This window comes from Comamonas koreensis (assembly GCF_014076495.1).
Taxonomy (GTDB): domain Bacteria; phylum Pseudomonadota; class Gammaproteobacteria; order Burkholderiales; family Burkholderiaceae_C; genus Comamonas; species Comamonas squillarum.
Window position 1 is genome coordinate 4,484,921 of the sequence record NZ_CP043575.1, and the last position, 25,640, is coordinate 4,510,560.

The window sequence follows — 25,640 nt, forward strand, 5'->3', positions numbered from 1 at the left end:
TAGCATAGCGGCCATGCGAGTATTGATTGTGGATGATGAAGCGCTGGCCCGAAGCCGGCTGCGGCGCCTGCTGGTCGAGATAACACCAGCGCCCAGCGCCGTGCACGAGGCCGCCAACGCCGCAGAGGCACTGCAGGCGCTGGCCAGCGCCTCGGCGCAGAGCCTGCCCTTTGATGTGCTGCTGCTGGACATCCATATGCCGGGCCACAGCGGCATGGACCTGGCGCGCCAGCTGCAGCAGCAGCCCACAGCCCCCGCCGTGGTCTTTGTCACCGCCCACCCGGAGCATGCGCTGAGCGCCTTCGAGGTCAATGCCGCCGACTACCTGACCAAGCCGGTGCGGCGCGAGCGCCTGGCCGCTGCGCTGCACAAGGTGGCCCTGGTCGCCCAGGCCCATGCGCTGCGCCAGGCGCCGGCCCAGACCGAGCCGGATGCCGAGACCGACACCTTGCTGATCACCGACCGGGGCCGCACCGAACGGGTGCGCCTGGCCGATGTGCTGTATTTCAAATCCGAGCTGAAATATGTGACCGTGCGCACCGCCACCCATGCCTACCTGTGGTCGGGCAGCCTCAATGATCTGGAGACGCGCTTTGCCAAGCGCTATTTGCGCGTGCACCGCAATGCGCTGGTGGCGCCGTCTGCGATACGCTGCCTGGAAAAAGCCTGGGGCGGGGACGACAGCGACGGCTGGCAGCTGCGCCTGTTTGGCATCGAGGATGTGCTGCTGGTCTCGCGGCGCCAGCTGCCGGTGGTGCGGGCCTTGCTGGCCAACAAGGGCAACGGCCTGCGCGCAGGCGCCTGATACCCGCCCTCTTATGCCTCAGTGTTTGTGCCCGTCGTGGTCCCCATGCGCGTCATTCGCGCCATGGGCCTCATGCTGCGCGGCCGGGCCATGCCCATGGTGGTCATGGTCGCCATGCGCCCAGGTGCTGACCGCGCTCACCACCACCATGCCGATGGCCAGCCAGACCACCTGCTGCACCGTCTGCTTGGCCGTCAGCTGGCGCTGCAGCTGCGGGATCAGATCGGCGAGGGCCACATAGATAAAGCTGCTCGACGCAATGGCCAGAAAGTACGGTAGAAAGTCCGCCAGTGAGCTGACCAGGAAATAGCCGACGACGCCGCCCAGCGCCGTCACCGCGCCGGCGAGCGATAGCTTGAGCAGCGCCACCTTGCTCTGGCTGCGGCTGCCGTTGCCCGACAGCACGACCAGGTCACCCATGTGGTGGGGCACCTCATGGGCCAGCACCGAGATGGCCGCCACAATGCCCAGCCACATATCGGCCATGAAGGCCGAGGCAATCAGAATGCCATCGCCAAAGCAGTGCACGCTGTCGCCGGTCAGCAGCGACCAGCCGCCCGCGCTGTTGTTGTGCGTGTGGCCGTGGTGGTGGTGTGCATGGCCATGCTGGCCATCGGCGTGCTCGCCGTCCGCATGCTCGCCATGGGCATGGCCGCGCTCTTCGGGCAGCGCATGGCGGTGCTCATGGCCGTGGTGCCAGAGCTCCGCCTTGTCCAGCAAAAAGAAAAATACCAGCCCCAGCAGCAGCACCACAAACAGCGCCTTGGGGTTGATCTGGCTCTCGAAAGCCTCGGGCAGCAAATGCACAAAGGCGGTAGCGAGCAAGGCGCCTGCGGCCAGGCTCAGCAGGTGCTGGGCACCAAAGCGGCTGCCCTGGCTGCCAATGCCCGTGCGCATCAGCGCTGCGGCCACCCACACGCTGCCCAAACCGGCAGCAAGGGTCGCCAGCACGATTGCGATCAAAGTCATGAAACCATCCTTCAGCGGGGCCGGGCTTGGCAAAAACGCCGCCAACCCGGGCGGGCCCATCGCTCACCCGCGCAGCCCCCGGGCACCCGTGCCCCCTCCAACATGCCGCGCATGGTAGCACTTTGTTGCAACGCAGTTGCATTAACCGCCCCAAATCCTGTGCGAGTGACAGGGCTTGGGGCGGTGGGTCTGGCACCTGAGCGACTGCCCGCATCAGGCAGCGCTACAGGCATCAGGGTCAGTGCGCTTTTTCCCAGTTCGGGCCAAAGCCGATCTCGGCGATCAACGGCACCTTCAGGTCGGCCACGCTGGCCATGATGGCCGGGATCTCCGTGCGCAGCCATTCCTGCTCGGCAGCGGGCAGCTCGAACACCAGTTCATCGTGCACCTGCATGATGACCAGCACCTCGGGCTTGTCTGCATCGAGCTTGGCCTGCACAGCGACCATGGCCTTCTTGATCAAATCGGCCGCCGTGCCCTGCATGGGGGCATTGATCGCAGCGCGCTCTGCCGCTTTCTTGCGCGGGCCATTGCCGCCATTGATCTCGGGCAGCACCAGGCGCCGGCCGAACACGGTCTCGACATAGCCCTGCGCATGGGCCAGCTCGACGGTCTGGTCCATGTAGCGCTTGACGCCGGGGTAGCGCTGGAAATACTTGTCGATATAGGCGGCAGCGGCCTTGGTCTCGATGCCCAGGTTCTTGGCCAGGCCAAAACTGCTCATGCCGTAGATCAGGCCAAAGTTGATGACCTTGGCATAGCGGCGCTGCTCGCTGCTGACCTGGTCCAGCGCCACACCAAACACCTCGGCGGCGGTGGCGCGGTGCACATCCAGCCCATCGCGGAAGGCGTTGAGCAAGGCCTCGTCACCCGACAGATGCGCCATGATGCGCAGCTCGATCTGCGAGTAGTCGGCGCTGGCAATCAGCTTGCCCTCGGGCGCAACAAAGGCTTCGCGAATGCGCCGGCCTTCGGCCGTGCGCACGGGGATGTTCTGCAGGTTGGGGTCGTTGCTGGACAGGCGTCCGGTGACGGCCACCGCCTGCGCATAGTGCGTGTGCACGCGGCCATCGCTGGGCAGCGCCATCTGCGCGAGCTTGTCGGTATAGGTGCCCTTGAGCTTGGACAGCGAGCGGTGCTCCAGGATCTTGGCCGGCAGCGGGTAGTCCTCGGCCAGCTTTTCCAGCACTTCTTCGTCGGTGCTGCGCGCGCCGGTGGCGGTTTTCTTCACCACCGGCAGGCCCAGCTTGTCAAAAAAGATCTCGCCCAGCTGCTTGGGGCTGCTCAGGTTGAACTGCTGGCCGGCAATCTCATAGGCCTCGGCCTCCAGCGCCAGAATGCGCCGGCCCAGGTCATTGCTCTGACGCGCCAGCTCGGGCGCATCGATGCGCACGCCATTGCGCTCGATGCGGAACAGCGCCTCGCTGGTCTGCATCTCCAGCGCGTAGATGTGCGCGAGGCCGGCATTGGCCTCGATGCGCGGCCACAGCACGCGGTGTACATCCAGGGTCTGGTCCGAGTCTTCGCAGCTGTAGGCTGCGGCCTTGTCCACCGGCACCTGGGCAAATGGGATCTGGCCCTTGCCCTTGCCGCAGAGGTCTTCGTAGCTGATGCCGGTGCGGCCCGTGTGGCGCAGCGCCAGGCTGCCCAGGTTGTGGGGGCGGTCGGCTTCGAGCACATAGGACTGCAGCATGGTGTCATGCGCATAGCCCTGCACGCGGATGCCATGGTTGGCCAGCACATGCTGGTCGTATTTGACATGCTGGCCCAGCTTCTTTTTGCTGGCGTCTTCCAGCCAGGGCTTGAGCTTGGCCAGCACCAGGTCGATGGGCAACTGCTCGGGCACATCCAGGCCTTCATGGCGCAGCGGCACGTAGGCGGCCTCACCCACCTGCACGCTGAACGAGATGCCGACAATGCGGGCCTGCATTTCGTCGAGCGAATCGGTTTCGGTATCCAGCGCGGTCAGCTCGGCTGCCTGCAGCTTGCGCAGCCAGGCATCCAGATCGGCCTCGGTCAGGATGGTGTGGTAGACCACATCGCGCTGCTGGGCCTCGATGGCCACCTCGGTCACGGCGGCATCGGCGCTGTCAAACAGGCCCGCCTGGCCGGAAGCGCTGTCGCCCGCCGCCTTGGCCGACGCCGGGGCAGCGGCAGAGCCCAGCGCACGCGCCAGGCCCTTGAAGCCATATTGCTCGTAGAACGGCACCAAGGCCACGGCATCGGGCTCGCCCAAGGTGATGCCATCGAACGCAGGCAGGCCCTGGATATAGTCGTCCAGCGCGCAATCGGTCTTCATCGTCACCAGTTGGCGGCTAAGCGCCAACTGGCCGCTGGCGATGGCATCGCGCAGGTTCTGGCCGGCAACGCCCTTGATCGTGTCGGCCTTGGCGATCAACTGGTCGAGCGAGCCGTGCTCCTCCAGCCATTTGGCAGCGGTCTTGGGGCCCACCTTGCTGACGCCGGGCACGTTGTCGACCGTATCGCCTACCAGGGCCTGGTAGTCGACCATCTGCGAGGGCGGCACGCCAAACTCGGCGGTGACGCCGGCGACATCGCGGCGCTTGCCGTTCATCGTGTCGATGATGGTCACATGCTCATTGACCAGCTGGCTCAAATCCTTGTCACCGCTGGAGACGATCACCTGGATGCCTTGCTGCGAGGCCATCTGCGCCAAGGTGGCGATCACGTCATCGGCCTCGACACCGGGCACGGCCAGAATCTTCCAGCCCAGCAGCTGCACCACCTCGTGGATCGGGGCGATCTGCGAGCGCAGATCATCGGGCATCGGTGAGCGCGTAGCCTTGTACTCGGTGTAGAGCGTGTCGCGGAAGGTCGGGCCACTGGCATCGAAAACACAGACCGCGTAGTCGGCCTGTATGTCTTTACGCAACGCCTGCATCATGTTGACCATGCCGCGGATGGCGCCGGTGGCCGGGCTGGCAGGATCGCCGGGAACCGCCCGAAGATCGGGCATGGCATGGTAGGCACGGTACAGATAGCTGGAACCGTCCACCAGCACTAAAGTAGGAGGATTACGCATATTGACATTGTGCCCGGTACGCAAACACCGGGTGACAACTTACAATTGGGCCATGCGCGCAATTACCACTTCTTTCATCGCCCAGGCCCTGGCACTGGTGCTGGCAGCCCCTGCGCTGGCCCAGCAACCCGCAGTTCCTGCCCCGGCGCCTGCGGCGCAACCCGCTGCACAGCCTGCCGACGCGGCGCCCGCCAACGACAAGTACAACCAGAAGGCCGAGTACATCCGGGTGGAAGACGCGGGCAGCCGCATCGACGAGGTGCGCATTGGTGGCCAGACCCAGAGCATCCATGTGCAGCCCAAGGTGGGCAATATGCCCGCCTACGAGGTCAAGCCCACCGACGGCGCCCGCGCCCGCCCTGACGGTTTTGGCGACACCCCAAGCAAGAAGCGCGTCTGGAACATCGGCAATTTCTGAGCGCGATACCAGAGCGAATAGCCCAGCGCCGCGCAGGCTTGCGATAATCGCCCCTTTGCACCCGCCGCTTTGCGGGCCAGGCCAGCCACAGAGGCTGGCCTTGTTTTTGTAGTGACGATATACATCCATGGCTGTTTTCACCGAAGTATCCGACAAGGCTGCCAAGGCCTTGCTCAAGCGCGTCCCACTGGGCGATTTCGTCTCGTTGCGCGGTATTGAAGGCGGTATTGAAAACACCAACTACTTTCTGACCACCAGCCAGGGCGAGTATGTCTTGACCCTGTTTGAGCGCCTGCGCGCCGACCAGCTGCCGTTTTATCTGTACCTGATGAAGCACCTGGCCAAGGCCGGCGTACCCGTGCCCGAGCCCCAGGCCGATGGCAAGACCGGCGACATCCTGCTGCAGGTTGAGGGCAAGCCCGCGGCCATCGTTGGCAAGCTGCCCGGCAAGAGCCAGCTGGCGCCGCAAGCGGCGCATTGCCAGTCGCTGGGCGAGGTGCTGGCCAAAATGCACCAGGCCGCCCTCGACTACCCGCGCCAGCAGCCCAATCTGCGTGGCCTGCCCTGGTGGAACGAGACCGTGCCCGTCGTGCTGCCCTACCTGGACAGCGCGACTGCCGAGCTGCTGCGCAGCGAGCTGGCCTACCAGAACCATGTGGCGCAAAGCTCGGCCTATACCGCGCTGCCGCGCGGCCCGGTGCATGCCGACCTGTTCCGCGACAACGCCATGTTCGAGGGCGAGACCTTGACCGGCATCTTTGACTTCTATTTCGCCGGCGTCGACACCTGGCTGTTCGACATCGCCGTCGTCATCAACGACTGGTGCATCGACCTGGCCACCGGCGCCATCGACCTGACACGTGCTGATGCGCTGCTGGCCGCCTACCAGGCCGTGCGCCCGCTGCAAGCCTGCGAGCGCGAACTGCTCAACGCCATGCTGCGCGCAGGCGCGCTGCGTTTTTGGATCTCGCGCCTCTGGGACTTCTACCTGCCGCGCGAAGCCTCGCTGCTCAAGCCGCACGACCCGACCCATTTCGAGCGGGTGCTGCGCGAGCGCCTGGCCACGCCTTACCAGCTGAAATAAGCGACCTGCTCAAAGCCACGCAGGGCGCGCCCGCGCGCACCATGCCCATATAGGCGCCTGCCCCTTGGGCGCATGGGTTACAGTGCGCCATCCCCTTTGATTTTTTATCGCTGCAGCCCACGCTGCAGCGCGCTGGTGCATGAAACTTCGTATCGCCACTGCCCGCCAGGGTGTTGCCTGGGTGCAAGACGGCTTCAAAACCTTCAAGACACAGGCCCTGGCCCTGACCTCGCTGTTCTTTCTGTCGATGATGGTGATGTCCCTGATCGGCGCCATCCCGATTGCCGGCACCTTTATCGCGCTGGCGCTGCTGCCGGTTTCCACGCTGTGCATGATGATTGGCGCCGCGTTGAGCACGCAGGGCGCGCGCCCGACCTTGCCGGTGGTGCTGGCTGCGCTGCGTGTCGACAAGGAGCGGCGCAACGCTTTTGTCGTGCTGGGCGTCTTTTATGCGCTGTCGTTCCTGCTGGTGTTGGGGTTTTCTGCGCTGTTTGATGGCGGCCAGTTCGCGCGCCTGAACCTGATGGGCGGCGAGATCACGCGTGAGATCGTCGAGCAGCCCGCTTTCCAGCAGGCCATGTTCGCCACGATGCTGCTGTACATCCCGCTGTCGCTGCTGTTCTGGCATGCGCCTGGCCTCATTTACTGGCACCGCGTGCCTGCCATCAAGGCCGTGTTCTTCAGCCTGATCGCCTGCAGCCGCAATATCGGCGCCTTCACGATGTTTGGCCTGGCCTGGATGGCTGTAGGCATCGGCTTTGGCATCGCGATGGCGCTGCTGTCAGCCTTGCTGGGCACTTTGCTGGGCGCCTGGGCCGCCGCCGCCATTGCCATTGCCGGCTCGCTGATGCTGGCCGCCATGTTTCTGACCTCGGTGGTGTTTAGCTTTCGCGACTGCTTTGAAGCGCCGGAGCAGACCGACAGCATCGCACTCTGAATCCCACCCGCATATCCCAGCCCGGCCTGTGCCCCACAGCCCGGGCTTTTTTCATCGCTGGGAGCCTTCGCCGTGGTGCAGGCGGTGCAGGTTCGTTCGGTCTTCCAGGCTGGACAGCGCCCGCGCAAACACAATGCCCAGCGCCGCGCCCAGTACCGTGTCGAGCACCCGCTCCAGCGGCATGGCCAAGGGGGCCTGGGGCGAAGAAGCCAGGTGCGTCATCAGCAAGGCCATCGGCGTGACGGTGATCTGGCCCAAGGCGTAGTTGTAGCCAATGCTCACCTCGGTGATGAACTGCAGCGCGACGATGGCAGCGGCAATCCACCAAAACGATGGATCCAACGCCAGAATCAGACCAGCGACCAGCGCGCCCAGCATCGTGCCCACCATGCGCTGCAGCGCCCGATTCATCGTGATGTGCAGATGGCTGCCCTGCATCACCGCGGTGGCACCAATCGCCGCCCAGGCCGGATGCTGCCAGCCAGCGGCCTGGGCCACCCAGGCGGCCAGACCGGCACCGAGCACAATGCGGCCGGCAGCGGCCAGCTCGGCGGGCCAGGGCTGCTGCGGCTGCGCAGGCAGCTGCACGCGCTGCACCGCGTTATGGCGCAGGCCATCGGTGGCCCAGCAGACCAGCGCGGCCAGCAGGCCACCGGCCAAGGTGCCCAAGGTCCGCTCCAGCAGCTGCTGCCCGCTGTGCACTGGCGCCAGTGACGCACCAGCTGCGAACACCACAATCACCGCGCCCGGCCCACCCAGGCGCCAGTGGCTGACGGCCAAGGTGGCCGCTCCCGCCACCAGCGCCAGCACCGCGACCATGCCCTGGGCGGGCATCCCGGCCCAGGAGGCAAGCGATGGCACAAACACCGCCGCGCACAGCATGACCGCGCAAATACCAACGATGCGCATGCGCCGACCGGGTGCGGCAAAACGGCCAAACAAGGCGGCCAACGCACCTAGCCCCAAGGGCCCCACCAGCTGTGGCCAGGGCGACAGGCGCGCCACCACCAGGGCCAGCAGCACTGCAAGTGCTGCCTGCATGGCCGCGACCAGCGCAATGTGCAGGGAGGGAAGCGGTTGCAGGCGGACGCTGTCACGCAGCTGGCGCAGCGACAGCAGGTGGCGCAGCGCCTGGTGGCGGCCAATGGCGGGGGTGGACATATCGATCTTGCGGACTGGGGTCATGGACATCCTCGTCTACCCAGCGCCTGACCAACGCGCAAACCGGCCGGCGCAGCGGCCAGGCAGTCTGGCTGGGATAGGAAAGTGGAGACTCACCCGCTAAAAAAGCAGCATGGGCGCCATCCCTGTGCGCATACAAGGATGGCTCGCGCAGGTCCTGGCAGGGATGCCGGACCGGGACGCGGCAAGGCTGCGCATGCCGATGAGTAAGCGATATAGTATCCTATGCAACTATTAATGGCAAGTCTGAGGTTGGTACCCACTATCCCAAAGCCACCTGCCAGGCTTGCAATGGAGGTTTACACCACCGTCAGCTTGGCCACCGACAGCGCCAGCCACTTGGTGCCATGGCGCGGAAAATTCACCTGGGCGCGCGCATCGTCACCCGTGCCCTCCACCGCCAGCACCTTGCCTTCGCCAAACTTGTTGTGGAACACATGGGCGCCCTTTTTGATGCCATGCGCGGGCTCGGCCTTTTGCGCTGGCACGGGGGTTTTGCCCCACATGCTGGGCGCGGCATCGCCGTAACCACCGCCCGATGAGCGGCCGCCGCCTCCCCCGCCGTAAGCCAGGCTGCCCATGCCACTGCCAAAGCCCGAATGCTTGGGCGTGAGCCATTTGAGCGCGCCTTCGGGCAGCTCATCGAGAAAGCGGCTCCTCACGTTGTAGCGCGTCGTGCCGTGGAGCATGCGCGTCTGCGAGGTGCTCAGGTACAGGCGCTTGCGCGCCCGGGTGATGGCCACATACATCAGGCGGCGCTCTTCTTCGAGCCCGCCGGTGTCGGTCATCGCATTCTCGTGCGGGAACAGGCCCTCTTCGAGCCCGCCGATAAAGACCACATCAAACTCCAGGCCCTTGCTGGCATGCACGGTCATCATCTGCACGGCATCCTGGCCCGCCTGGGCCTGGTTGTCACCGGCCTCCAGTGCGGCATGCGTGAGGAATGCCACGAGCGGCGACAAGGTCTCGCCGGTGTCGGGGTTCACCATCGCCGGATTGGCGGCATCGGGCAGCGGGGTATCGAGCAGCGGGGCATCCGGGTCCAGCCCTTGGCTCACGGGGCTTTGGCCACTGCCTGGCACGCCCATGGCCTGCTGCTCATCAAGCGGTATCGCTATGGCATCCTTGCCAAAGCCTTCCTGCGTGACAAAGCTCTCGGCGGCGGTCACCAGTTCGCCCAGGTTGTCGATGCGGTCGGCGCCTTCCTTTTCGCTCTGGTAGTGCTCGATCAGGCCGCTCACCACCAGCATGCGCTCGATGGTCTCGCGCAAGGTCTTGCCCTGGGTTTCCTCGCGCAGCACATCGATCATCGCGACAAAGGACTGCAGCTTGGTGCCCGCCTTGCCGGCGACGGCGGTGACCGCGTCGTACAAGGAGCAACCAGCGGCCTGCGCGCCTTCCTGCAGTTGCTCGGTGGTGCGCGCACCAATGCCGCGTGGCGGAAAGTTCACCACCCGCATGAAGCTGGTGTCGTCATGCGGGTTCTCGAGCAGGCGCAGATAGGCCAGCGCATGCTTGATTTCCGCACGCTCGAAAAAGCGCAGGCCGCCATACACGCGGTAGGGCACACCGGCATTGAATAGGCTGGTTTCCAGAATCCGGCTTTGGGCATTGCTTCGGTAGAGCACGGCAATCTCGCTGCGCGCAAAGCCATCGCTCTTGATCAGCGACTTGATCTCCTCGACCATCCACTGCGCCTCGGCCATGTCGGTGGCGCTCTCGGACACCCGCACCGGCTCGCCCGGGCCCTGGTCGGTGCGCAGGTTCTTACCCAGGCGGTTGCTGTTGTGGCTGATCAGCGCATTGGCGCTGTCGAGGATGTTGCTGTAGCTGCGGTAGTTCTGCTCGAGCTTGATCTGCTGGCGCACCTCGAACTCACGCACAAAATCCTGCATATTGCCCACGCGCGCTCCGCGGAAGGCATAGATGCTCTGGTCGTCGTCGCCCACGGCAATCACGCTGCTGTGGGACTGGAACTTGCCGCCCACCATGTCGCCGGCCAGCTGCTTGAGCCAGAGGTACTGCAGGCGGTTGGTGTCCTGGAACTCGTCGACCAGCATATGGCGAAAACGGTGCTGGTAGTGCTGGCGGATCGGCAGGTTGTCGCGCAGCAGCTCGTAGGAGCGCAGCATCAGCTCGCCAAAATCGACCACGCCTTCGCGCAGACATTGCTCTTCGTAGAGCTGGTAGAGCTCGACCTTCTTGCGCTCGGCCATGTCGCGGGCCTGCACATCCGACGGGCGCAGCCCCTCTTCCTTGCAGCCGCTGATGAAGTACTGCAGCTGCTTGGGTGGGAGCGCCTCCTCATCGACCTGGAACTGCTTGCACAGGCGCTTGATGGCCGAGAGCTGGTCTTGCGTGTCCAGGATCTGGAAGGTCTGGGGCAGGTTGGCCGATTTGTAATGCGCGCGCAGCATGCGGTTGCACAGCCCGTGGAAGGTGCCGATCCACATGCCGCGCACATTGATGGGCAGCATCGCCGACAGGCGGGTGAGCATCTCCTTGGCGGCCTTGTTCGTAAAGGTCACCGCCAGAATGCCGCCGGGCGTGGCACGGCCCGTCTGCAGCAGCCAGGCGATGCGCGTGGTCAGCACCCGGGTCTTGCCCGAGCCGGCGCCGGCCAGAATCAGCGCATGGCCGCCCTCCAAGGTGGCAGCGGCGAGCTGCTCGTCGTTGAGGCCATTGAGCAGTGGCAAATGGCCAGAACCACCGGCAACGGGCGGCAGCGCAAACAAATCATTCGAATCCATGCCAGCATTGTAGGGAGATCGGCAGGCCGGCGAGGCACCCGCCCGGCAAGCGCTTGGTGGTCTTGCTCACCGCCTGCGCATACTGCAGCGGCCGGCAAGGCTTTTGCAAAGCCGGTGCATGCTGCTAGAATCAGTCACCGGGCCCAAGTTTCTTGTGACCCGGTTTTTTTGTGCCCGCAACAGCGCAAAAGAGGGCTTTCCAACGCGAAGCGCCCTGCTCCGACCGGTCTCCAAGCCAAGCGCCCCATCGCTGCGAAATAGTTCGCTGCGACCTTTTATGGAGCTTGGAATCAAATGGAAATCTTCGACTACGACAACATTCTTTTGCTGCCCCGCAAGTGCCGCGTGGAGAGCCGCTCCGAATGTGACGCCAGCGTTGTCCTGGGCAACCGCACCTTCCGCCTGCCGGTGGTGCCTGCCAACATGAAGACCGTGCTGGACGAGAAGATCTGCAAGTTTTTGGCGCAACACGGCTACTTCTATGTGATGCACCGCTTTGACATCGACAATGTGGCCTTCACCAAGGCCATGCAGTCGCAAGGCCTGTTCGCCTCGATCTCGCTGGGCGTCAAGCAAGCGGACTACGACGTGGTCGACCGCTTTGTCGCCGACGACATCTGCCCCGAATACATCACCATCGACATCGCCCATGGCCATGCCGACAGCGTGAAGAACATGATCGGCTACCTGAAAGCAAAGCTGCCCGAGGCCTTTGTGATTGCCGGCAACGTGGCCACGCCCGAGGCCGTGATCGATCTGGAAAACTGGGGCGCCGATGCCACCAAGGTGGGCGTGGGCCCGGGCAAGGTCTGCATCACCAAGCTCAAGACCGGTTTTGGCACGGGCGGCTGGCAGCTGTCGGCGCTCAAATGGTGCGCACGCGTGGCGACCAAGCCCATCATTGCCGACGGCGGCATCCGCAGCCATGGCGATATCGCCAAGAGCATCCGCTTTGGCGCCACCATGGTGATGATCGGCTCGCTGTTCGCTGGCCATGAAGAATCGCCCGGCAAGACCGTTGAGCTCGACGGCGAGCTGTTCAAGGAGTACTACGGCTCGGCCAGCGACTTCAACAAGGGCGAGTACAAGCACGTCGAAGGCAAGCGCATCCTCGAGCCCATCAAGGGCAAGCTGCAGGACACGCTGATCGAGATGGAGCAGGACGTGCAGTCCTCGATCAGCTACGCAGGCGGCAAGCACCTGATGGACATCCGCAAGGTGAACTATGTGATCTTGGGCGGCGACAACGCCGGCGAACATCTGCTGATGTAAGCGCCTTCCTCGCGCGAGCCAGGCCCGGACTGGCTCGAACGGGCACGGCCCGGCAGCTTGCGGGCCATTTTTGCCTCTGCGGCAACGGGCCTGCCTGAAAAAACCGGAGTTGATATCGGTATTTTTCCGAGCAGGCGTAAAAATTAGTGCATAATACAAGGCTTGCTGCAGCACACTGCTGACAGCAAAAAATGTGGGCTCTTAGCTCAGTTGGTAGAGCAGCGGACTCTTAATCCGTTGGTCGAGTGTTCGAATCACTCAGGGCCCACCACATTTTTAGGCTTGCGATTGACCGCGCAGGCCAACGAAACAAAGCATTTCCAAGGTGCGACAGTTTCGGGCTCTTAGCTCAGTTGGTAGAGCAGCGGACTCTTAATCCGTTGGTCGAGTGTTCGAATCACTCAGGGCCCACCAAGTTCAACGGCCTAGGCTTATCGCCTAGGCCGTTTTTTATTTCCTCGCCCGCCCGTCCCTCATGCAACGCACCAGCGCGTGCGGTGCGTGATCGCCCTGCGCTTGTAGAATGCAGGAATCCGTCCTATCCCATCGCTATTTCTCCTCAGCCCTACCATGCGTCCCCTGTTCCCCTCCTTGCTCGCCGCCTTTGCGTTTGCAACCGCCTCCAGCGCTTTTGCCCATGTCACGGTCAGCAATCCCTGGGCACGCGCCACGGTCGCGCAGCAACAGGCCTCGGGCGTGTTCATGGAGCTGCGCTCGGCGCATGACAATGCCCAGCTCGTGGGCGTGAAGACCGACGCGGCCAGCAGCGCCGAAGTGCACGAGATGCGCATGGAAGACAACGTGATGAAGATGCGGGCTGTGCCCAGCGTCAGCCTGCCCAGCGGCCAGACCGTAAGCCTCAAGCCGGGCGGCTACCACATCATGCTGATGGGCCTGAAAAAACCGCTGACCGCTGGCGAAAACGTCGACCTGACGCTCGAAGTGCTGCACGCCGACGGCGCCAAGGAGAGCATTGCCGTCAGCGCCCCGGTGCGTGCCCTGGCTCCGGCAGCCAGCGCGCACCCACCGGCATCAGGCGGCCACCAGCACCAGCACTGATGGATTACAGCAGCAGGCCTGATCAGGCCTGTTGTTTATTTGAGCACTAAATAAGCCTTTGTATACAACTCAAGGGTGTACCCGGGGCTTCGCCACATAGCTGCCAAGAAAGCTAGTTACACTTTTCAAGCATGCCCGCGAATAATCTGGCTCAGAGAGCATAATATAGTTGCGCTCCATCAATTGTTCATTATTAATATATCCGAGATATTGACATATTATTACAAGCTTTGAAAATGGAACGGCGTCCATGCAAGGCATGTCTTGCACGAGCTGCTGTTTCCGCAACGCTTGAAGGTGAATGTGCCAGGGAGAGTTGTTATGTCCGAGTTGATCCTGCATGCCGCCCATTTGAGTGAAGCCCATCAACTGCGCTTTAGCTATTTGTTTGAAGTCGCAGCCAAGCACTGGCGCGACAAACAGCCTTCTCAGACCGCCAAGACCGCCACTGAGTTGTGGGTGATCGACGCCCACAGCGCGCCCGACGCCATCCAGAACCGCTCCAACAGCTCCTTCGTGCTGCTGATCGCCACCGATGACCAGGCCCAGGCTGCGCGCGCGCAGTGGCCCGACCAGATCGATGCCCAACTGCCGCCCGACTACAGCGTGGGGCGCCTGACCCAGCTGCTCGAACATATCAGCGTGCAAGCGCATGGCAAACGGCTGCGTGAGACCCTCAAGACCCGCCGCCAGCACAGCATGACCCTGTCGCATGATGTGCAGGTCAAGAATGCCGATGCCGCCTTCCTCAAGGCCACCGACCTGAACCAGCCCACGCTGGTGGTGGCCGAGCCTGCACCCGAGCCCGTGCTGGAGGCGCCCGCCACAACTGCCACAGCCCCCGCTGCCGCCCTGGGCAACCTGCCCGCTCCGGGCACGCGTTTTCGCATCAAGCGCTGGACCCAGCTGACCGGCAGCATGGCAGGCCAGGCGCACCGGCAGCTGCTGGCCGCGATGATCTCCGGTGACCGCGGTCTGGACGAACTGGCCGAACGCACCCAGCTCGAGCGCGGCGAGATCCTGCGCGTGCTGCAGGTCTTGCGCGGCAAAGGCGTGCTGGTAGAGACGGCAGCACCGGCAGCTGCTGAACCGGTGGCCCTGGCCACCCTTGCACCCCCGGCAACCCACACCGCCGAGCCCGGCCCGGCAGCGGCCAAGCTGGGCCTTTTCCGACAACTGAGCCGCTGGATCCACCAGAACCGGGCCAGCGACCCGCATTGACCACCTGACGGGAGGACCGCATGCACCACCCCATCAAACGCATCGTGCTGCTGGGCCCCATGGGCATCGGCAAGACCACGGCGATCCGCAGCCTCTGCGGCAGTCTGGCCATCGAGTGCGATGTCCCCAACCTGGACAAGCAGGCTCACGCCAAAGAGACCACCACGGTGGGCCTGGATTTTGGCGAAATCAAGCTCGACGATGAGGATACCTTGCAGGTCTACGGCTGCCCCGGCCAGGAGCGCTACGACTTTGTGCGCGAATGGGCGCTGTCGCTGGCCTTTGGTGCCATCGTGATGGTCGATATCCATGAGCCCCAGGCGATGGAGCAAACCATCGATCTGATCCAGCAGTGCCATGCGGCGCCCAATATCCAGGCTGTCGTGGTGCTGATTGCCCGGCCTGCATCGGCCGCGCAGCAGGAGATGTTCACGGTGCGCCTCTCGGCCCATGCCGAATGCGCCGTGCCCGTGCTCAGCGCCGACCCGCGCAACCCCTCGCAAATGCTCGACACCCTGGACATCATCGCCGCGATGCTGCCCGACGAAGTACAGCCCCGCTAGACCGCTCCACACTGCGCTGCCGCCCATACCGCAGCGACTGCAGCGCGCTGGCGCTTGAGGTAAGCTCGGCGCCTGCTGCTAGCGCACCGGGCAGACCCCAGGCTGCAGCAGCCCACGCTCTTTCCCCTTTTTTTGACGACGCTCCCTGCCCACGGCCGGTGGCGCGCAGGCCATGAACCCACCACGCCCCGCAGACGCATCCGCCCAGCCCACACCGCAATGGATTCTGGCGGTCATGCTGGCCCTGCTGGGCATGCTGGGGCCCTTCTCGATCGACACCTACCTGCCCGCCTTTGACGGGATTGCCGCCTCGCTCCAGGCTTCGCCGCTGCAGATGCAGCAGACGCTGTCGGCCTATCTGTTTGGCTTTGCGTTCATGAACCTGTTCCACGGCGCGCTGTCGGACAGCTTTGGCCGCCGCCCCGTCGTGCTGTGGGGGCTGGCCACCTTTGCGCTGACATCGGCCGGCTGCGCACTGGCCCAGACGCCCGAGCAACTGATCGTGTTCCGCGCACTGCAAGGCTGCACCACGGGCGCGGGCATTGTGGTCTCGCGCGCGGTGGTGCGCGACCTGTTCCCCCCCGCCCAGGCCCAGCGGGTGATGAGCCAGATCACCATCTACTTTGGCATCGCGCCGGCGGTCGCGCCGATGATTGGCGGCGTCTTTATCGCCTACGCCAGCTGGCAATCGATCTTCTGGCTGCTCACCGCCATTGGCGCGCTGCTGTGGGCCTACAACTGGCGCCTGCTGCCCGAGAGCCTGCCGCCCGAGAAGCGCCAGGCCTTTGATGTGCGCAACCTGATGCGCGGCTACTGGCAGCTGTGCAGCAGCCCGCGCTTTTTGCTGCTGGCCGCCGCCAGCGGCGTGCCCTTCAACGGCATGTTCATCTATATCCTGTCGGCCCCCACCTTCCTGGGCACCCACATGCACATGCGGCCCACCCAGTTCTTCTGGTTCTTCATCTGCACCATTGGCGGCATCATGCTGGGCGCCTGGGTCAGCGGCCGGCTGGCGGGCAAGATTCCGCCCAAGCGCCAGGTACGGCATGGCTTTCTGATCATGTTCCTGACCTCCTGCATCTACCTGGCGCTGAACCTGGTGCTGCCGCCGCACCCGGCCTGGGCCTTGCTGCCACTGGGCATCTATTCGTTTGGCTGGGCCTTGATGACCCCGGTGGTCACCCTGCTGGTGCTGGACCTGCACCCTGAGCGCCGGGGCCTGGCCTCTTCGCTGCAGGCGGTTGTCACCTCGGTGGCCAATGGCATCGTCGCGGGCGTGCTTGCCCCGCTGGTCATGCATTCGACGGTGGCGCTCGCCATCGCATCGATGGGTTTGATGCTGACCGGCCTGCTCAGCTGGATCTATTTTCACCACCGCTGGCCCGATATCGGCCGCCATAACGCGGTCTGAGCAATGCCTCCAACGGCGCTTCGCAGGCGCCGTCATCCACCCAGCGGCCTGAACCAGGCATAAAAAAAGAGCTTCCCATGGGAAGCTCTTGTTCATCGTGCGATGCGCTGCTTAGCGGCTGCGCTCGGTGCGCTTGCGGTCACCACCAGCGGGGCTGTAGGGACGGCCACCGCGCTCGCCACCAAAGCGGCTGTCACCGCCTGGACGGCGCTGGGCAAAGTCACCACCACCGGCGTGGCGTGGGGCTGCACTGCGCGGGCCCCGGCTGTCAGCACCACGGCTGTCGCCACCAAAGCGGTCGGCACGGCGCTCAGGCGCACGGTCAAAGCTGCGGCCTTCGGGGCGGGGTGCGCGGTCCTGGAAGCGGTCTGCACCACGGTCCTGGACGCGATCGGCGCCGCGCTCCTGAAAACGGTCCGGGGCACGGTCCTGGAAGCGGTCGCCACCACGGTCAGCACGCGGCTCAAAGCGCGGTGCGCGGTCATCGCGCTGCTCGAAACGGGGACGGCTGTCGCCACCACGTGGGCCACCACCGAAGCCAGCGCTTTCGCCAAAACCTGGCTTGCGGCCATAGCCTTCGCCATCACGGCGGCCACCAAAACCACGGTCGGCACCAAAGCCGCCACCGCCACGGCGCTCGCCACCACGGCCAGCACCTGGACGGCCACGGTCACCACCGCGACCTGCGCCGCGAGGGCCGCCTTCGCTGCGGGCGGGGAAGCGTTGCTGCGGCTCCATGCCTGGAATCACTTCCGGCTTGAACTGCTGCTTGGTGTAGGCCTCGATATCGAACACACGGCGGCGGTCGCGGAACTCGGCGAAAGTGATCGCCAGACCCGAGCGGCCAGCACGGCCGGTACGGCCAATGCGGTGGGTGTAGTCTTCGGCCTTCATCGGCAGGCCGTAGTTGAAGACGTGGGTGATGGTGGGCACGTCGATACCGCGCGCAGCCACATCGGTGGCTACCAGGATCTGTACCTGGCCATTGCGCAGCGCCATCAGGCGGCGGTTACGCAGGCCCTGGCTCAGCGCGCCGTGCAGTGCCACCGCAGAGAAGCCTTCTTGCTGCAGGTCGTTGGCCAGGCCATCACATTCCACCTGGGTGGATGCAAAGACGATGGCCTGGTTGATCGAGGCATCACGCAGCCAGTGGTCCAGCAGCTTGCGCTTGTGCTGGGAGTTGTCGGCCCAGAACAGCACCTGCTTGATGTTGGCATGCTTTTCCTGGGGCGAATCGATGGTGATCTTCTGCACACTGGCGCCGTTGTCATGCATCACGCGCATGGCCAACTGCTGGATGCGCGGCGCGAAGGTCGCGCTGAACATCATGGTTTGCTTGCGCTGCACCGTCAGTTGGTTGACTTCGGCCAGGTCGTCCGAGAAGCCCAGGTCGAGCATGCGGTCGGCTTCGTCGACGACCAGGAACTGCACCTTGTCGAGCTTGATCTGCATCGAGCGCTGCAGGTCGAGCAGACGGCCAGGCGTTGCCACGACCAGATCGGCATTTTGCAGCTTGGCGATTTGCAGCTGGTAGGGCATGCCGCCGACGATATTGGCCACGCGCAGACCACGGCAATGGCGCACCAGCTCGATCGCGTCATGGGCCACTTGCTGGGCCAGCTCACGGGTGGGGCACAGAATCAGGGCACCCGGTTGGGCAGCCTTGAAATTGCGCGGGCTCAGCGGGTTCTTGCGCTTGGCGCGCTTGGGGGCTTGTTCGCCACGGGCCAGGGCTTCGGCCACCAGACGCTCGTGCTCGGCGCGCTCAGCGGCTTCGGCCTGGCCTTGCTGCTGGATCAAGGTGTGCAGCACCGGCAGCAGGAAGGCGGCGGTCTTGCCCGAGCCGGTCTGGCTGGAGACCATCAGGTCAGCAAAGTGCTGCGACGCTTCACCGTCGTTGATCATCGCCAGCGGGATGGCGCGCAATTGCACAGCGGTCGGTTGGGTGTAGCCCAGGTCCTTGACGGCCTGCACCAGCTCGGGCGCCAGGCCCAGCTCGACGAAGCCATTGGGCTCTTCAGGCAGCACTTCGGCTTCGGCCTCAGCCACCAGCGCGGTGCTGTCTTCTTGCAAAGCGTCTTCGGCCAGGGCCGACAGGGGAGAGGTATTGACGATATCTTGGGTAGCGTCAACAGTGTTTTGCGCAGGCGCGGCTTCGCCCTGCAGATGGAGGTCTTGCGTCATTTTGAACAATAGCAATAGGTCGGCTCCTGCGCGTTTCGCGACGCAGTTCCGTACCGTTCATGGTTTTAAATACATCAACCATCAAACGGTAACGGCCGTACAAATTGCCGCGGGCTTGTTCAAATCGGCCATGCTGCGAATCGCATGGCCTGGACGCCCAGAGAATGAAGGGAGATGTGCGTATCAACCGCCTGTTTGGCGGGGAAGCGCAAATTATCGCACATTTCGGGTTTTCCCGCATCAATGGAAGGACTTCTGTGTCCCATGCGCCACGAGCCAGCGCAGAGCCTTGGGGAAACGCAAGGACCCGGGTCACGGGGGTTGACCGGGGACATGCTTGTCCTAGGATGGGCCCGACATCATAAAAGGAGACCGCATGACCCGCTATTCACGCACCTGCACCACCATGACTGGCTTTCTCAGCGCCGCCCTGCTGGCCGCTTGCGGCGGCGGCAGCGACAGTCCAGAAGCAGCCAAGGACTCCAGCGACTGCTTCAACGCCGGCTTTTACCGCCAGGACACGCAGATCTACACCAGCCAGAGCAGCCGCTTGAATGGTGCGCCGGCCTCGACCAACCTTGTCTACCAGTGGGTGACCAGCCAGGCGGTAGAGAACGGCATCAACCATATTTACATCAGTCCCGCGCCAGACAACGGGCGCGCCAGCCTGCACTACAGCATCGAGGGCGGTGCGCTGCTCTACCACGGCTACAACGCCTTCAATATTGGCGCCACCAGCCGCCAAAGCCTGGCCCCGCCCCGCCAGTCGCTTATGGCGATGGCGCCCGGCCAGACCACCTCCCAAACCATCGTACAAACGGATAGCCTCTCGACCTCTGCCGGAGAAACAAAGACCGTGACCACGCTGGCCGAGACCCGAACCTACGAAGGCAGAGAAACCATCACCACGGCGCTCGGTACGGTGGAGGCCTGCCGCTTCCTCAGCACGGTTGCGGCCAGCCAGGAAGGCAAACCAGACGAGACCCGAGAGACGCAGGCCACCACCTGGGTGGCATCAGCGGGCCCTTATCGCGGGCTCACGCTCAAGGAGAGCGCCAGCACCCGCAAAGCCGGAAAAACCGACACCTTGGTGACGGAGACCAGCCAGGTCAACCGCTTCGACATCAAGTAGCCGCGGCTACGGGCGCCAGCTGCAGAAAATGCGTCCGGTAGTACCGTAATTCGTCGATCGACTCATGCACATCGGCCAGCGCGGTGTGCTTTTGCGCCTTCTTGAAGCCGGTGACCAGCTCGGGGCGCCAGCGCCGTGCCAGCTCCTTGAGCGTGCTCACATCGACATTGCGGTAGTGGAAGTAGGCCTCCAGATCGGGCATGTAGCGCGCCAGAAAACGGCGGTCCTGGCCAATGCTGTTGCCGCACATGGGCACCTTGGCCTTGGGCACGTAGCGTTTCATGAAGCGCAGCACCTCGGCCTGCGCAGTGGCCTCGTCGATCTGCGAGGCCTTGACCCGCTCTGTCAGGCCGCTGCGGCCATGGGTGCCGCGGTTCCAGGCATCCATCTTGGCCAGCTCCTCATCGCTTTGGTGGATCGCAATCACCGGCCCTTCGACGCGCACGCTCAGATCGGCATTGGTGACCACCAGCGCGATCTCGATCACGCGGTGCTCTTGCGGGTTCAAACCGGTCATTTCGCAGTCGAGCCAGACCAGGTTCAGATCGGACTTGGCCAGCTCGGGCACGGGTGCCAGCGGCGTATCCAGGGTGTTCTTGTTTTGCATGGGGGCGATTGTCGCCTATGCCCTACACTGTCCGGTATTCGCCAACCAACACCCCCACTTGTGACTCTATCGCTGCTGTTCACCCTGCTATTCGCGATCGCACTGGCTGCCAGTGTGCTGACCAAACTCTGGCTGGCCAGCCGCCAGATGCGCCATGTGGCCGCCCACCGCGATGCGGTCCCTGCCCTGTTTGCCGACCGCATCAGCCTGGCAGCGCACCACAAGGCGGCTGACTACACGATCGCCAAGACCCGCTTTGGGCTGCTGGGGCTGGCCATCGGCACGGCTGCGCTGCTGGGCTGGACCCTGCTGGGGGGCCTGGATCTGCTCAACGCCAGTCTGCTGGAAGCGCTGGGTGGCGGCATGTGGCAGCAGCTGGCCCTGGTCGCCGCCTTTGCGCTGATCAGCGGCCTCATCGATCTGCCGGCCAGCTACTACCAGACCTTTGTGCTGGAGCAGCGTTTTGGCTTCAACAAGATGACGCCCGGCCTGTGGCTAGCCGACCTGGTCAAAGGCACGGTCATGGGCGCGCTGGTGGGCCTGCCCATTCTGGCCGTCATCCTGTGGCTGATGGGATCGGCCGGCCAGTGGTGGTGGCTCTGGGCCTGGGCCTTCTGGGTGGGCTTCAACCTGCTGCTGATGGTCATCTATCCGGCCTTCATCGCGCCGCTGTTCAACAAGTTCCAGCCACTGGAGGACGAGAGCCTCAAGGCCCGCGTGCAGGCGCTGATGCAGCGCTGCGGCTTTGCGGCCAAGGGCCTGTTTGTGATGGATGGCAGCCGCCGCAGTGCGCATGCCAATGCCTATTTCACCGGCTTTGGTGCCAGCAAGCGCGTGGTGTTTTTCGACACCTTGCTGCACAAGCTCAATGGCGACGAGGTCGAAGCGGTGCTCGCCCATGAGCTGGGCCACTTCAAGCACAGGCACATCCTCAAGCGCATGCTGGGCCTGTTTGGCCTGACTTTGCTGGGCTTTGCGCTGCTGGGCTGGCTGTCGCAGCAGGGCTGGTTCTACACCGGCCTGGGCGTGACGCCCAACCTGAACATCCCGGGCGTGCCCGGCGCCAGCCCCAACGATGCACTGGCGCTGCTGCTGTTCATGCTGGCCGTGCCGGTGTTCAGCAGCTTTGTCTCGCCGCTGATGGCGCACTCGTCGCGCAAGCACGAGTTCGAGGCCGATGCCTATGCCGTCCAGCAGACGCGCGCGGCCGATTTGCAGTCGGCCCTGCTCAAGCTCTACGAGGACAATGCCTCGACCCTGACGCCCGACCCGGTCTATGTGCGCTATTACTATTCGCACCCGCCCGCCGTAGAGCGTATCCGCCACATGCAACAATTGGCCCATGACTGAATCCCACCTGCCCCAACAAGACTGGTCCACCCAAAGCCGCCGCGCGCTGTCCGCCTCCGAGGTGGTGACCCAGCTGAGCCCACTGACCGGTTGGGTGCTGAGCGGTGATGGCGCCGAGGTGGCCATCGAGAAGACCTTCCGCTTTGCCAACTACTACGAGACCATGGCCTTTGTGAATGGGGTCGCGCTGGTGGCCCATACGCAGGACCACCATCCAGACCTGTCGGTGCACTACAACCGCTGCGTGGTGCGCTTCAACACCCATGATGTGCATGGGCTGTCGGTCACCGACTTCGAATGTGCGCGCCGCATCGAAGCCATGCTGCAGCTGGCCTGAGAGACATGGCAAAACCTGCAAGACGCGCCAGCGCGCCCAGCCAGACGGGTACGCAGACGGGCCTGGTCGTGGCCAGCTATGGCCGCCACTGTGTGGTCGAAACCCCGGACGGCGTGCGCCGCATCTGCCACCCCCGGGGCAAGAAGAGCCAGGCCGTGGTCGGCGACCAGGTGCGCTGGCTGGCCCCGCCGCCCGGCCAGGGCGAGGAAGGCACGATAGAGAAAGTGCTGGAGCGGCGCAATGTCTTCTACCGCCAGGACGACATCCGCACCAAGACCTTTGCCGCCAACCTGGACCAGCTGCTGATCCTGATCGCGGCCGAGCCGGTCTTCAGCGAGGTGCAGCTGGCACGCGCGCTGATTGCGGCAGAAGCGGCGCACATCACGCCCATCATTGCGCTCAACAAGATGGACCTGGAAGAGCCCTTTTTGCGCGCCTGGGAGCGGCTGGAGCCCTACCGCACGATGCGCGACCAGGCCGAGGACCCGCCGCACTACATGGTGCTGCCCTTTGCGCTGGAAGGCGCCGACGAGGAAGACCGTGATGCCATCTACGGCCTGCTCGAAGGCAAGACCACCTTGGTGCTCGGCCCCTCGGGCGTGGGCAAGAGCACGCTCATCAACCTGCTGATACCGGGCGCCAATGTGGCGACCAACGAGATCTCGCAGGCGCTGAACACCGGCAAGCACACGACCACCAGCACGACCCTGTACTGGGTGGACGAGGCGCGCAAGACCGCGCTGATCGACTCGCCCGGTTTCCAGGAGTTTGGCCTCTACCACATCGCGCCCACGCAGCTGGCCGCCTGCATGCCCGACATCGGCGCCCATGCCAAGGAGTGCAAGTTCTACAACTGCACGCATTTGCACGAGCCCGGCTGCGGCGTCATCCATGCGGTGCAAAACGGCCATGCCGAGCTGCCGATCAGCGACAACCGCTACCGCATCTACAGCGAGCTGTTTGACGAGCTCAATCTGAGCGCTTACTGAGCCTGTTACGACAGACCTCAGCCCCGGCACCACTGCTTGGGCAAGGTCTCGGCATGGCCCAGGTCCACATGGGCCTTTAGAAAATCAAGCACTGCCCGGGTGCGCGACGGCAGGCGCTCGGGCTTGCCCAGGTAGACCGCATGGATGGGTTCCAGCACACCGGTGTTGAAGGCCTCCAGCACCACCTGCAACCGGCCCGCAGCGATATCGTGCCAGGCGTGGAACAGCGACAGCCGCGCCAGGCCCACGCCTTCGACAGCCAGGTTACGCATCACATCGCCATCGTTGACGCGCAGCAGCTCGCCAATGGCGACCTCCACATCCTGGCCCGCCAGCCGGAACGGCCAGTGCGGCACCGTGCGCTGGTAGTTCCAGCCAATGCGCACATGGCCGCCCAGCATATCGGGGTGCGTGGGCACACCATGGGCATCCAGATACGCGGGTGCTGCCACAATGACCTGGCGGGTATGGCCCAAGAGGCGGGCCACCATGTCCGAGGCGGGCAGCTTGCCCCAGCGGATCGCGATATCGGCCCGTGCCTCCATCAGGTCCACCACCTCGTCGGTAAAGCTCAGGTCCAGCACCAGGCCGGGGTACTGCTGCATCAGCCGGCCCACCAGCGGCACCAGGATGGCCTGCCCGGTCGATGAGCTGGAGTTGATGCGCACGACGCCCTTGGGCGTGCTGCGCAAAGATGCAGCCGCTTCGGCCTCCTGCAGATCGGCCAGCACGCGCTGGCCACGCTCGTAGAGCTGGCGGCCCTCGGGCGTCAGCTGCACGCGGCGCGTGCTGCGCAGCAGCAGCTGCGCGCCCAGGCGTGCCTCCATGCGCGCGACGATCTTGCTGGTGGCCGACGGCGACACACCCAGGTGGCGGGCCGCTGCCGAGAAGCTGCCGTGTTCGGCCACCTGCACAAACACCTCCAGCTCGCCGGAGCGGTTGGTCTCGAAGGTCGGGCTGGCGGGAAAAGCAGGGTTGCGCATGGTCAAAAGCGTCATAGCGCCAGATGGTGGTGGCAAATTCTGCCTTTATTTATTCCGTTTGGGAACAAATACCTTTCCACTGTTCCGGCTACACAAGAATCAGGCCGCGCTTCACAATCCCATTCCTCAGTGACGGTCATCCGGCCTTCGCCCCAACACACAAGGAATCCTCCCATGCCTGTCTCATTGCTGGCACTCGCCGCCGGTGCCTTTGGCATCGGCACCACCGAATTCATCATCATGGGCCTGCTCACCCAGGTCAGCCAGGACCTGGGCATCAGCATCCCCACGGCCGGCACCCTGATTTCCGGCTACGCCTTTGGCGTGGCCATCGGCGCGCCCGTGCTCACCCTGGCCACGCGCCACTGGCCGCGCAAATGGCTGCTGCTGGGCCTGATGCTGATCTTTATCGCGGGCAACATCACTGCGGCCATGGCCCCCAGCTATGGCTGGCTGATGGGCGCGCGCATGCTCACCTCGCTCACCCATGGCACCTTCTTTGGCGTGGGGGCCGTGGTGGCTACCGGCCTGGTCGCCAAGGACAAGCAGGCCTCGGCCATTGCGCTGATGTTCTCGGGCCTGACCCTGGCCACCTTGCTGGGCGTGCCGGCCGGCACCTGGATCGGCCAGCATTTTGGCTGGCGCATGGCCTTTGCCGCCGTGGCCGTGATCGGCGTGGTCGCGCTGGGCATTCTGGCCGCCTTCGTGCCCAGCAAGCTCCAGCAGGCCGCACCTGCTGCGCTGCGCGATGAGCTGTCCATCCTGGCGAGCACGCCCCTGTGGCTGGGCCTGGGCATGACGGTGTTTGGCTTTGGTGGTGTGTTTGCGCTCTACACCTATGTGGAGCCGCTGCTCTCGCAGATCACCCAGATGGGAAACACCGGCGTGGCGCTGAGCCTGCTGCTGTTTGGCGCCGGCTCGGCCGTGGGCAATATTGCCGGCGGCAAGCTGGCCGACCGGGGCGTGGTGCGCGCGCTATGGATCACCCTGGGCGCCCTGGTGGCCGTGTTGTTGGCGGGCCGCTGGGCCTTTGGCATCTCGGCTGCCGTGGCCATGGCCTATGTGACCGTGCTGGGTGTTGTCGCCTTTGCCACCGTCGCCCCCATGCAGATGCGGGTGATGCAAGGCGTGGGCAGCCAGGGTGCGACGCTGGCCTCCAGCCTGAACATTGCGGCCTTCAATCTGGGCAATGCGCTGGGTGCCTGGGTGGGCGGCAGCCTGATTGCCGGCGCAGGCCTGCTGTCGATCATCTGGGGCGCTGCAGCGCTGTCGGCCATCGGCCTGGTGCTGGTGGCAATGGGCCAGCGCCGCAGCCCTGCCGCTGCACTGCAGACGGCCTGAGCT

The 25,640-nt window shown here is 64.4% G+C and carries 21 protein-coding genes and 2 tRNA genes; 16 read left to right on the forward strand and 7 right to left on the reverse strand.

Annotated elements, in window-relative coordinates:
• The first annotated feature begins 13 nt into the window (after positions 1-13).
• Positions 14-805, forward strand: coding sequence for a LytR/AlgR family response regulator transcription factor (locus tag F0Q04_RS20455; protein ID WP_182343226.1), 792 nt, complete (start codon positions 14-16; stop codon positions 803-805).
• 18 nt (positions 806-823) lie between these two features.
• Here F0Q04_RS20455 and F0Q04_RS20460 read toward each other — a convergent pair whose 3' ends face one another.
• Positions 824-1,774: a ZIP family metal transporter gene (locus F0Q04_RS20460; protein WP_116927525.1), complete on the reverse strand. Its 951-nt coding sequence runs from the start codon at positions 1,772-1,774 to the stop codon at positions 824-826.
• Positions 1,775-2,012: 238 nt separating this feature from the next.
• Positions 2,013-4,817, reverse strand: coding sequence for a DNA polymerase I (gene polA, locus F0Q04_RS20465; protein ID WP_182343228.1), 2,805 nt, complete (start codon positions 4,815-4,817; stop codon positions 2,013-2,015).
• Between the two features lie 52 nt (positions 4,818-4,869).
• Between polA and F0Q04_RS20470 the strand changes: the two genes are divergently transcribed.
• The 3 genes from F0Q04_RS20470 (at position 4,870) to F0Q04_RS20480 (ending at position 7,256) form a co-directional block, all read left to right on the forward strand.
• Positions 4,870-5,235 (forward strand): hypothetical protein, encoded by a 366-nt coding sequence (locus tag F0Q04_RS20470; protein WP_116927523.1) that lies wholly within the window; start codon positions 4,870-4,872, stop codon positions 5,233-5,235.
• 127 nt (positions 5,236-5,362) lie between these two features.
• Positions 5,363-6,319, forward strand: coding sequence for a homoserine kinase (locus F0Q04_RS20475; protein ID WP_182343230.1), 957 nt, complete (start codon positions 5,363-5,365; stop codon positions 6,317-6,319).
• A gap of 139 nt (positions 6,320-6,458) precedes the next feature.
• The gene (locus F0Q04_RS20480) at positions 6,459-7,256 is read left to right on the forward strand and encodes a BPSS1780 family membrane protein (protein ID WP_182343232.1); all 798 of its coding nucleotides are present in this window, start codon (positions 6,459-6,461) and stop codon (positions 7,254-7,256) included.
• Between the two features lie 51 nt (positions 7,257-7,307).
• Here F0Q04_RS20480 and F0Q04_RS20485 read toward each other — a convergent pair whose 3' ends face one another.
• Together F0Q04_RS20485 and F0Q04_RS20490 are read right to left on the reverse strand one after the other, a co-directional pair.
• Positions 7,308-8,441: an FUSC family protein gene (locus F0Q04_RS20485; protein WP_232539422.1), complete on the reverse strand. Its 1,134-nt coding sequence runs from the start codon at positions 8,439-8,441 to the stop codon at positions 7,308-7,310.
• Between the two features lie 296 nt (positions 8,442-8,737).
• Positions 8,738-11,188: a UvrD-helicase domain-containing protein gene (locus F0Q04_RS20490; protein WP_182343234.1), complete on the reverse strand. Its 2,451-nt coding sequence runs from the start codon at positions 11,186-11,188 to the stop codon at positions 8,738-8,740.
• Positions 11,189-11,482: 294 nt separating this feature from the next.
• Here F0Q04_RS20490 and F0Q04_RS20495 point away from each other — a divergent pair, with 294 nt between their 5' ends.
• From F0Q04_RS20495 to F0Q04_RS20525, 7 genes are all read left to right on the forward strand, one after another.
• Entirely contained in the window at positions 11,483-12,460 is a 978-nt protein-coding gene (locus F0Q04_RS20495; RefSeq protein ID WP_021027940.1) for a GMP reductase, read from the forward strand.
• 195 nt (positions 12,461-12,655) lie between these two features.
• Positions 12,656-12,731: transfer RNA gene (locus tag F0Q04_RS20500), tRNA-Lys, on the forward strand.
• A 67-nt stretch (positions 12,732-12,798) separates the two neighbouring features.
• Positions 12,799-12,874, forward strand: a tRNA-Lys gene (locus F0Q04_RS20505).
• Positions 12,875-13,030: 156 nt separating this feature from the next.
• Positions 13,031-13,519, forward strand: a complete 489-nt coding sequence (locus F0Q04_RS20510; RefSeq protein WP_116927519.1) for a copper chaperone PCu(A)C — start codon at positions 13,031-13,033, stop codon at positions 13,517-13,519.
• A gap of 321 nt (positions 13,520-13,840) precedes the next feature.
• Positions 13,841-14,740, forward strand: coding sequence for a hypothetical protein (locus tag F0Q04_RS20515; protein WP_116927518.1), 900 nt, complete (start codon positions 13,841-13,843; stop codon positions 14,738-14,740).
• A 20-nt stretch (positions 14,741-14,760) separates the two neighbouring features.
• Positions 14,761-15,303 (forward strand): GTP-binding protein, encoded by a 543-nt coding sequence (locus tag F0Q04_RS20520; RefSeq protein WP_232539423.1) that lies wholly within the window; start codon positions 14,761-14,763, stop codon positions 15,301-15,303.
• A 172-nt stretch (positions 15,304-15,475) separates the two neighbouring features.
• Positions 15,476-16,714 (forward strand): multidrug effflux MFS transporter, encoded by a 1,239-nt coding sequence (locus F0Q04_RS20525; RefSeq protein WP_116927517.1) that lies wholly within the window; start codon positions 15,476-15,478, stop codon positions 16,712-16,714.
• A 111-nt stretch (positions 16,715-16,825) separates the two neighbouring features.
• Here F0Q04_RS20525 and F0Q04_RS20530 read toward each other — a convergent pair whose 3' ends face one another.
• Positions 16,826-18,898: a DEAD/DEAH box helicase gene (locus F0Q04_RS20530; protein WP_116927562.1), complete on the reverse strand. Its 2,073-nt coding sequence runs from the start codon at positions 18,896-18,898 to the stop codon at positions 16,826-16,828.
• 376 nt (positions 18,899-19,274) lie between these two features.
• On the opposite strand from F0Q04_RS20530, the gene F0Q04_RS20535 reads away from it, so the two are divergent.
• Positions 19,275-20,030, forward strand: a complete 756-nt coding sequence (locus F0Q04_RS20535; RefSeq protein ID WP_182343236.1) for a hypothetical protein — start codon at positions 19,275-19,277, stop codon at positions 20,028-20,030.
• Here F0Q04_RS20535 and orn read toward each other — a convergent pair.
• Positions 20,023-20,637, reverse strand: coding sequence for an oligoribonuclease (gene orn / locus F0Q04_RS20540; protein ID WP_182343238.1), 615 nt, complete (start codon positions 20,635-20,637; stop codon positions 20,023-20,025). The two genes, F0Q04_RS20535 and orn, sit on opposite strands and share 8 nt — an antisense overlap.
• Positions 20,638-20,697: 60 nt before the next feature.
• Between orn and F0Q04_RS20545 the strand changes: the two genes are divergently transcribed.
• From F0Q04_RS20545 to rsgA, 3 genes are read left to right on the forward strand one after another with little or no spacing between them, the layout of a single operon-like run.
• A complete protein-coding gene (locus tag F0Q04_RS20545; RefSeq protein ID WP_420093964.1) occupies positions 20,698-21,987 on the forward strand; it encodes a M48 family metallopeptidase in 1,290 nt (429 codons plus the stop codon).
• Positions 21,980-22,324 carry a 4a-hydroxytetrahydrobiopterin dehydratase gene (locus F0Q04_RS20550; protein ID WP_021027931.1) on the forward strand — a complete coding sequence of 115 codons (345 nt, stop codon included), beginning with the start codon at positions 21,980-21,982 and terminating at the stop codon, positions 22,322-22,324. The genes F0Q04_RS20545 and F0Q04_RS20550 overlap by 8 nt, the downstream gene beginning before the upstream one ends.
• A gap of 5 nt (positions 22,325-22,329) precedes the next feature.
• Positions 22,330-23,313, forward strand: coding sequence for a ribosome small subunit-dependent GTPase A (gene rsgA, locus F0Q04_RS20555; RefSeq protein ID WP_021027930.1), 984 nt, complete (start codon positions 22,330-22,332; stop codon positions 23,311-23,313).
• Positions 23,314-23,330: 17 nt separating this feature from the next.
• Here rsgA and F0Q04_RS20560 read toward each other — a convergent pair whose 3' ends face one another.
• Positions 23,331-24,296: a LysR family transcriptional regulator gene (locus tag F0Q04_RS20560; RefSeq protein ID WP_116927514.1), complete on the reverse strand. Its 966-nt coding sequence runs from the start codon at positions 24,294-24,296 to the stop codon at positions 23,331-23,333.
• A gap of 174 nt (positions 24,297-24,470) precedes the next feature.
• Here F0Q04_RS20560 and F0Q04_RS20565 point away from each other — a divergent pair, with 174 nt between their 5' ends.
• Positions 24,471-25,637 (forward strand): MFS transporter, encoded by a 1,167-nt coding sequence (locus F0Q04_RS20565; RefSeq protein ID WP_182343240.1) that lies wholly within the window; start codon positions 24,471-24,473, stop codon positions 25,635-25,637.
• The last annotated feature ends 3 nt before the right edge of the window (positions 25,638-25,640 follow it).

What these genes read in the sequence shown, in the direction of transcription:
- F0Q04_RS20520 (WP_232539423.1), top strand. Translation starts at nt 14,761, where the DNA reads ATGCACCACCCCATCAAACGCATCGTGCTGCTGGGCCCCATGGGCATC.
- F0Q04_RS20490 (WP_182343234.1), bottom strand. Translation starts at nt 11,188, where the DNA reads ATGGATTCGAATGATTTGTTTGCGCTGCCGCCCGTTGCCGGTGGTTCT.
- F0Q04_RS20565 (WP_182343240.1), top strand. Translation starts at nt 24,471, where the DNA reads ATGCCTGTCTCATTGCTGGCACTCGCCGCCGGTGCCTTTGGCATCGGC.
- F0Q04_RS20535 (WP_182343236.1), top strand. Translation starts at nt 19,275, where the DNA reads ATGACCCGCTATTCACGCACCTGCACCACCATGACTGGCTTTCTCAGC.
- polA (WP_182343228.1), bottom strand. Translation starts at nt 4,817, where the DNA reads ATGCGTAATCCTCCTACTTTAGTGCTGGTGGACGGTTCCAGCTATCTG.
- F0Q04_RS20510 (WP_116927519.1), top strand. Translation starts at nt 13,031, where the DNA reads ATGCGTCCCCTGTTCCCCTCCTTGCTCGCCGCCTTTGCGTTTGCAACC.
- F0Q04_RS20495 (WP_021027940.1), top strand. Translation starts at nt 11,483, where the DNA reads ATGGAAATCTTCGACTACGACAACATTCTTTTGCTGCCCCGCAAGTGC.
- F0Q04_RS20470 (WP_116927523.1), top strand. Translation starts at nt 4,870, where the DNA reads ATGCGCGCAATTACCACTTCTTTCATCGCCCAGGCCCTGGCACTGGTG.
- F0Q04_RS20530 (WP_116927562.1), bottom strand. Translation starts at nt 18,898, where the DNA reads ATGACGCAAGACCTCCATCTGCAGGGCGAAGCCGCGCCTGCGCAAAAC.
- F0Q04_RS20550 (WP_021027931.1), top strand. Translation starts at nt 21,980, where the DNA reads ATGACTGAATCCCACCTGCCCCAACAAGACTGGTCCACCCAAAGCCGC.
- F0Q04_RS20460 (WP_116927525.1), bottom strand. Translation starts at nt 1,774, where the DNA reads ATGACTTTGATCGCAATCGTGCTGGCGACCCTTGCTGCCGGTTTGGGC.
- F0Q04_RS20525 (WP_116927517.1), top strand. Translation starts at nt 15,476, where the DNA reads ATGAACCCACCACGCCCCGCAGACGCATCCGCCCAGCCCACACCGCAA.
- rsgA (WP_021027930.1), top strand. Translation starts at nt 22,330, where the DNA reads ATGGCAAAACCTGCAAGACGCGCCAGCGCGCCCAGCCAGACGGGTACG.
- F0Q04_RS20515 (WP_116927518.1), top strand. Translation starts at nt 13,841, where the DNA reads ATGTCCGAGTTGATCCTGCATGCCGCCCATTTGAGTGAAGCCCATCAA.
- F0Q04_RS20485 (WP_232539422.1), bottom strand. Translation starts at nt 8,441, where the DNA reads ATGACCCCAGTCCGCAAGATCGATATGTCCACCCCCGCCATTGGCCGC.
- F0Q04_RS20560 (WP_116927514.1), bottom strand. Translation starts at nt 24,296, where the DNA reads ATGCGCAACCCTGCTTTTCCCGCCAGCCCGACCTTCGAGACCAACCGC.
- F0Q04_RS20475 (WP_182343230.1), top strand. Translation starts at nt 5,363, where the DNA reads ATGGCTGTTTTCACCGAAGTATCCGACAAGGCTGCCAAGGCCTTGCTC.
- F0Q04_RS20480 (WP_182343232.1), top strand. Translation starts at nt 6,459, where the DNA reads ATGAAACTTCGTATCGCCACTGCCCGCCAGGGTGTTGCCTGGGTGCAA.
- F0Q04_RS20455 (WP_182343226.1), top strand. Translation starts at nt 14, where the DNA reads ATGCGAGTATTGATTGTGGATGATGAAGCGCTGGCCCGAAGCCGGCTG.
- orn (WP_182343238.1), bottom strand. Translation starts at nt 20,637, where the DNA reads ATGCAAAACAAGAACACCCTGGATACGCCGCTGGCACCCGTGCCCGAG.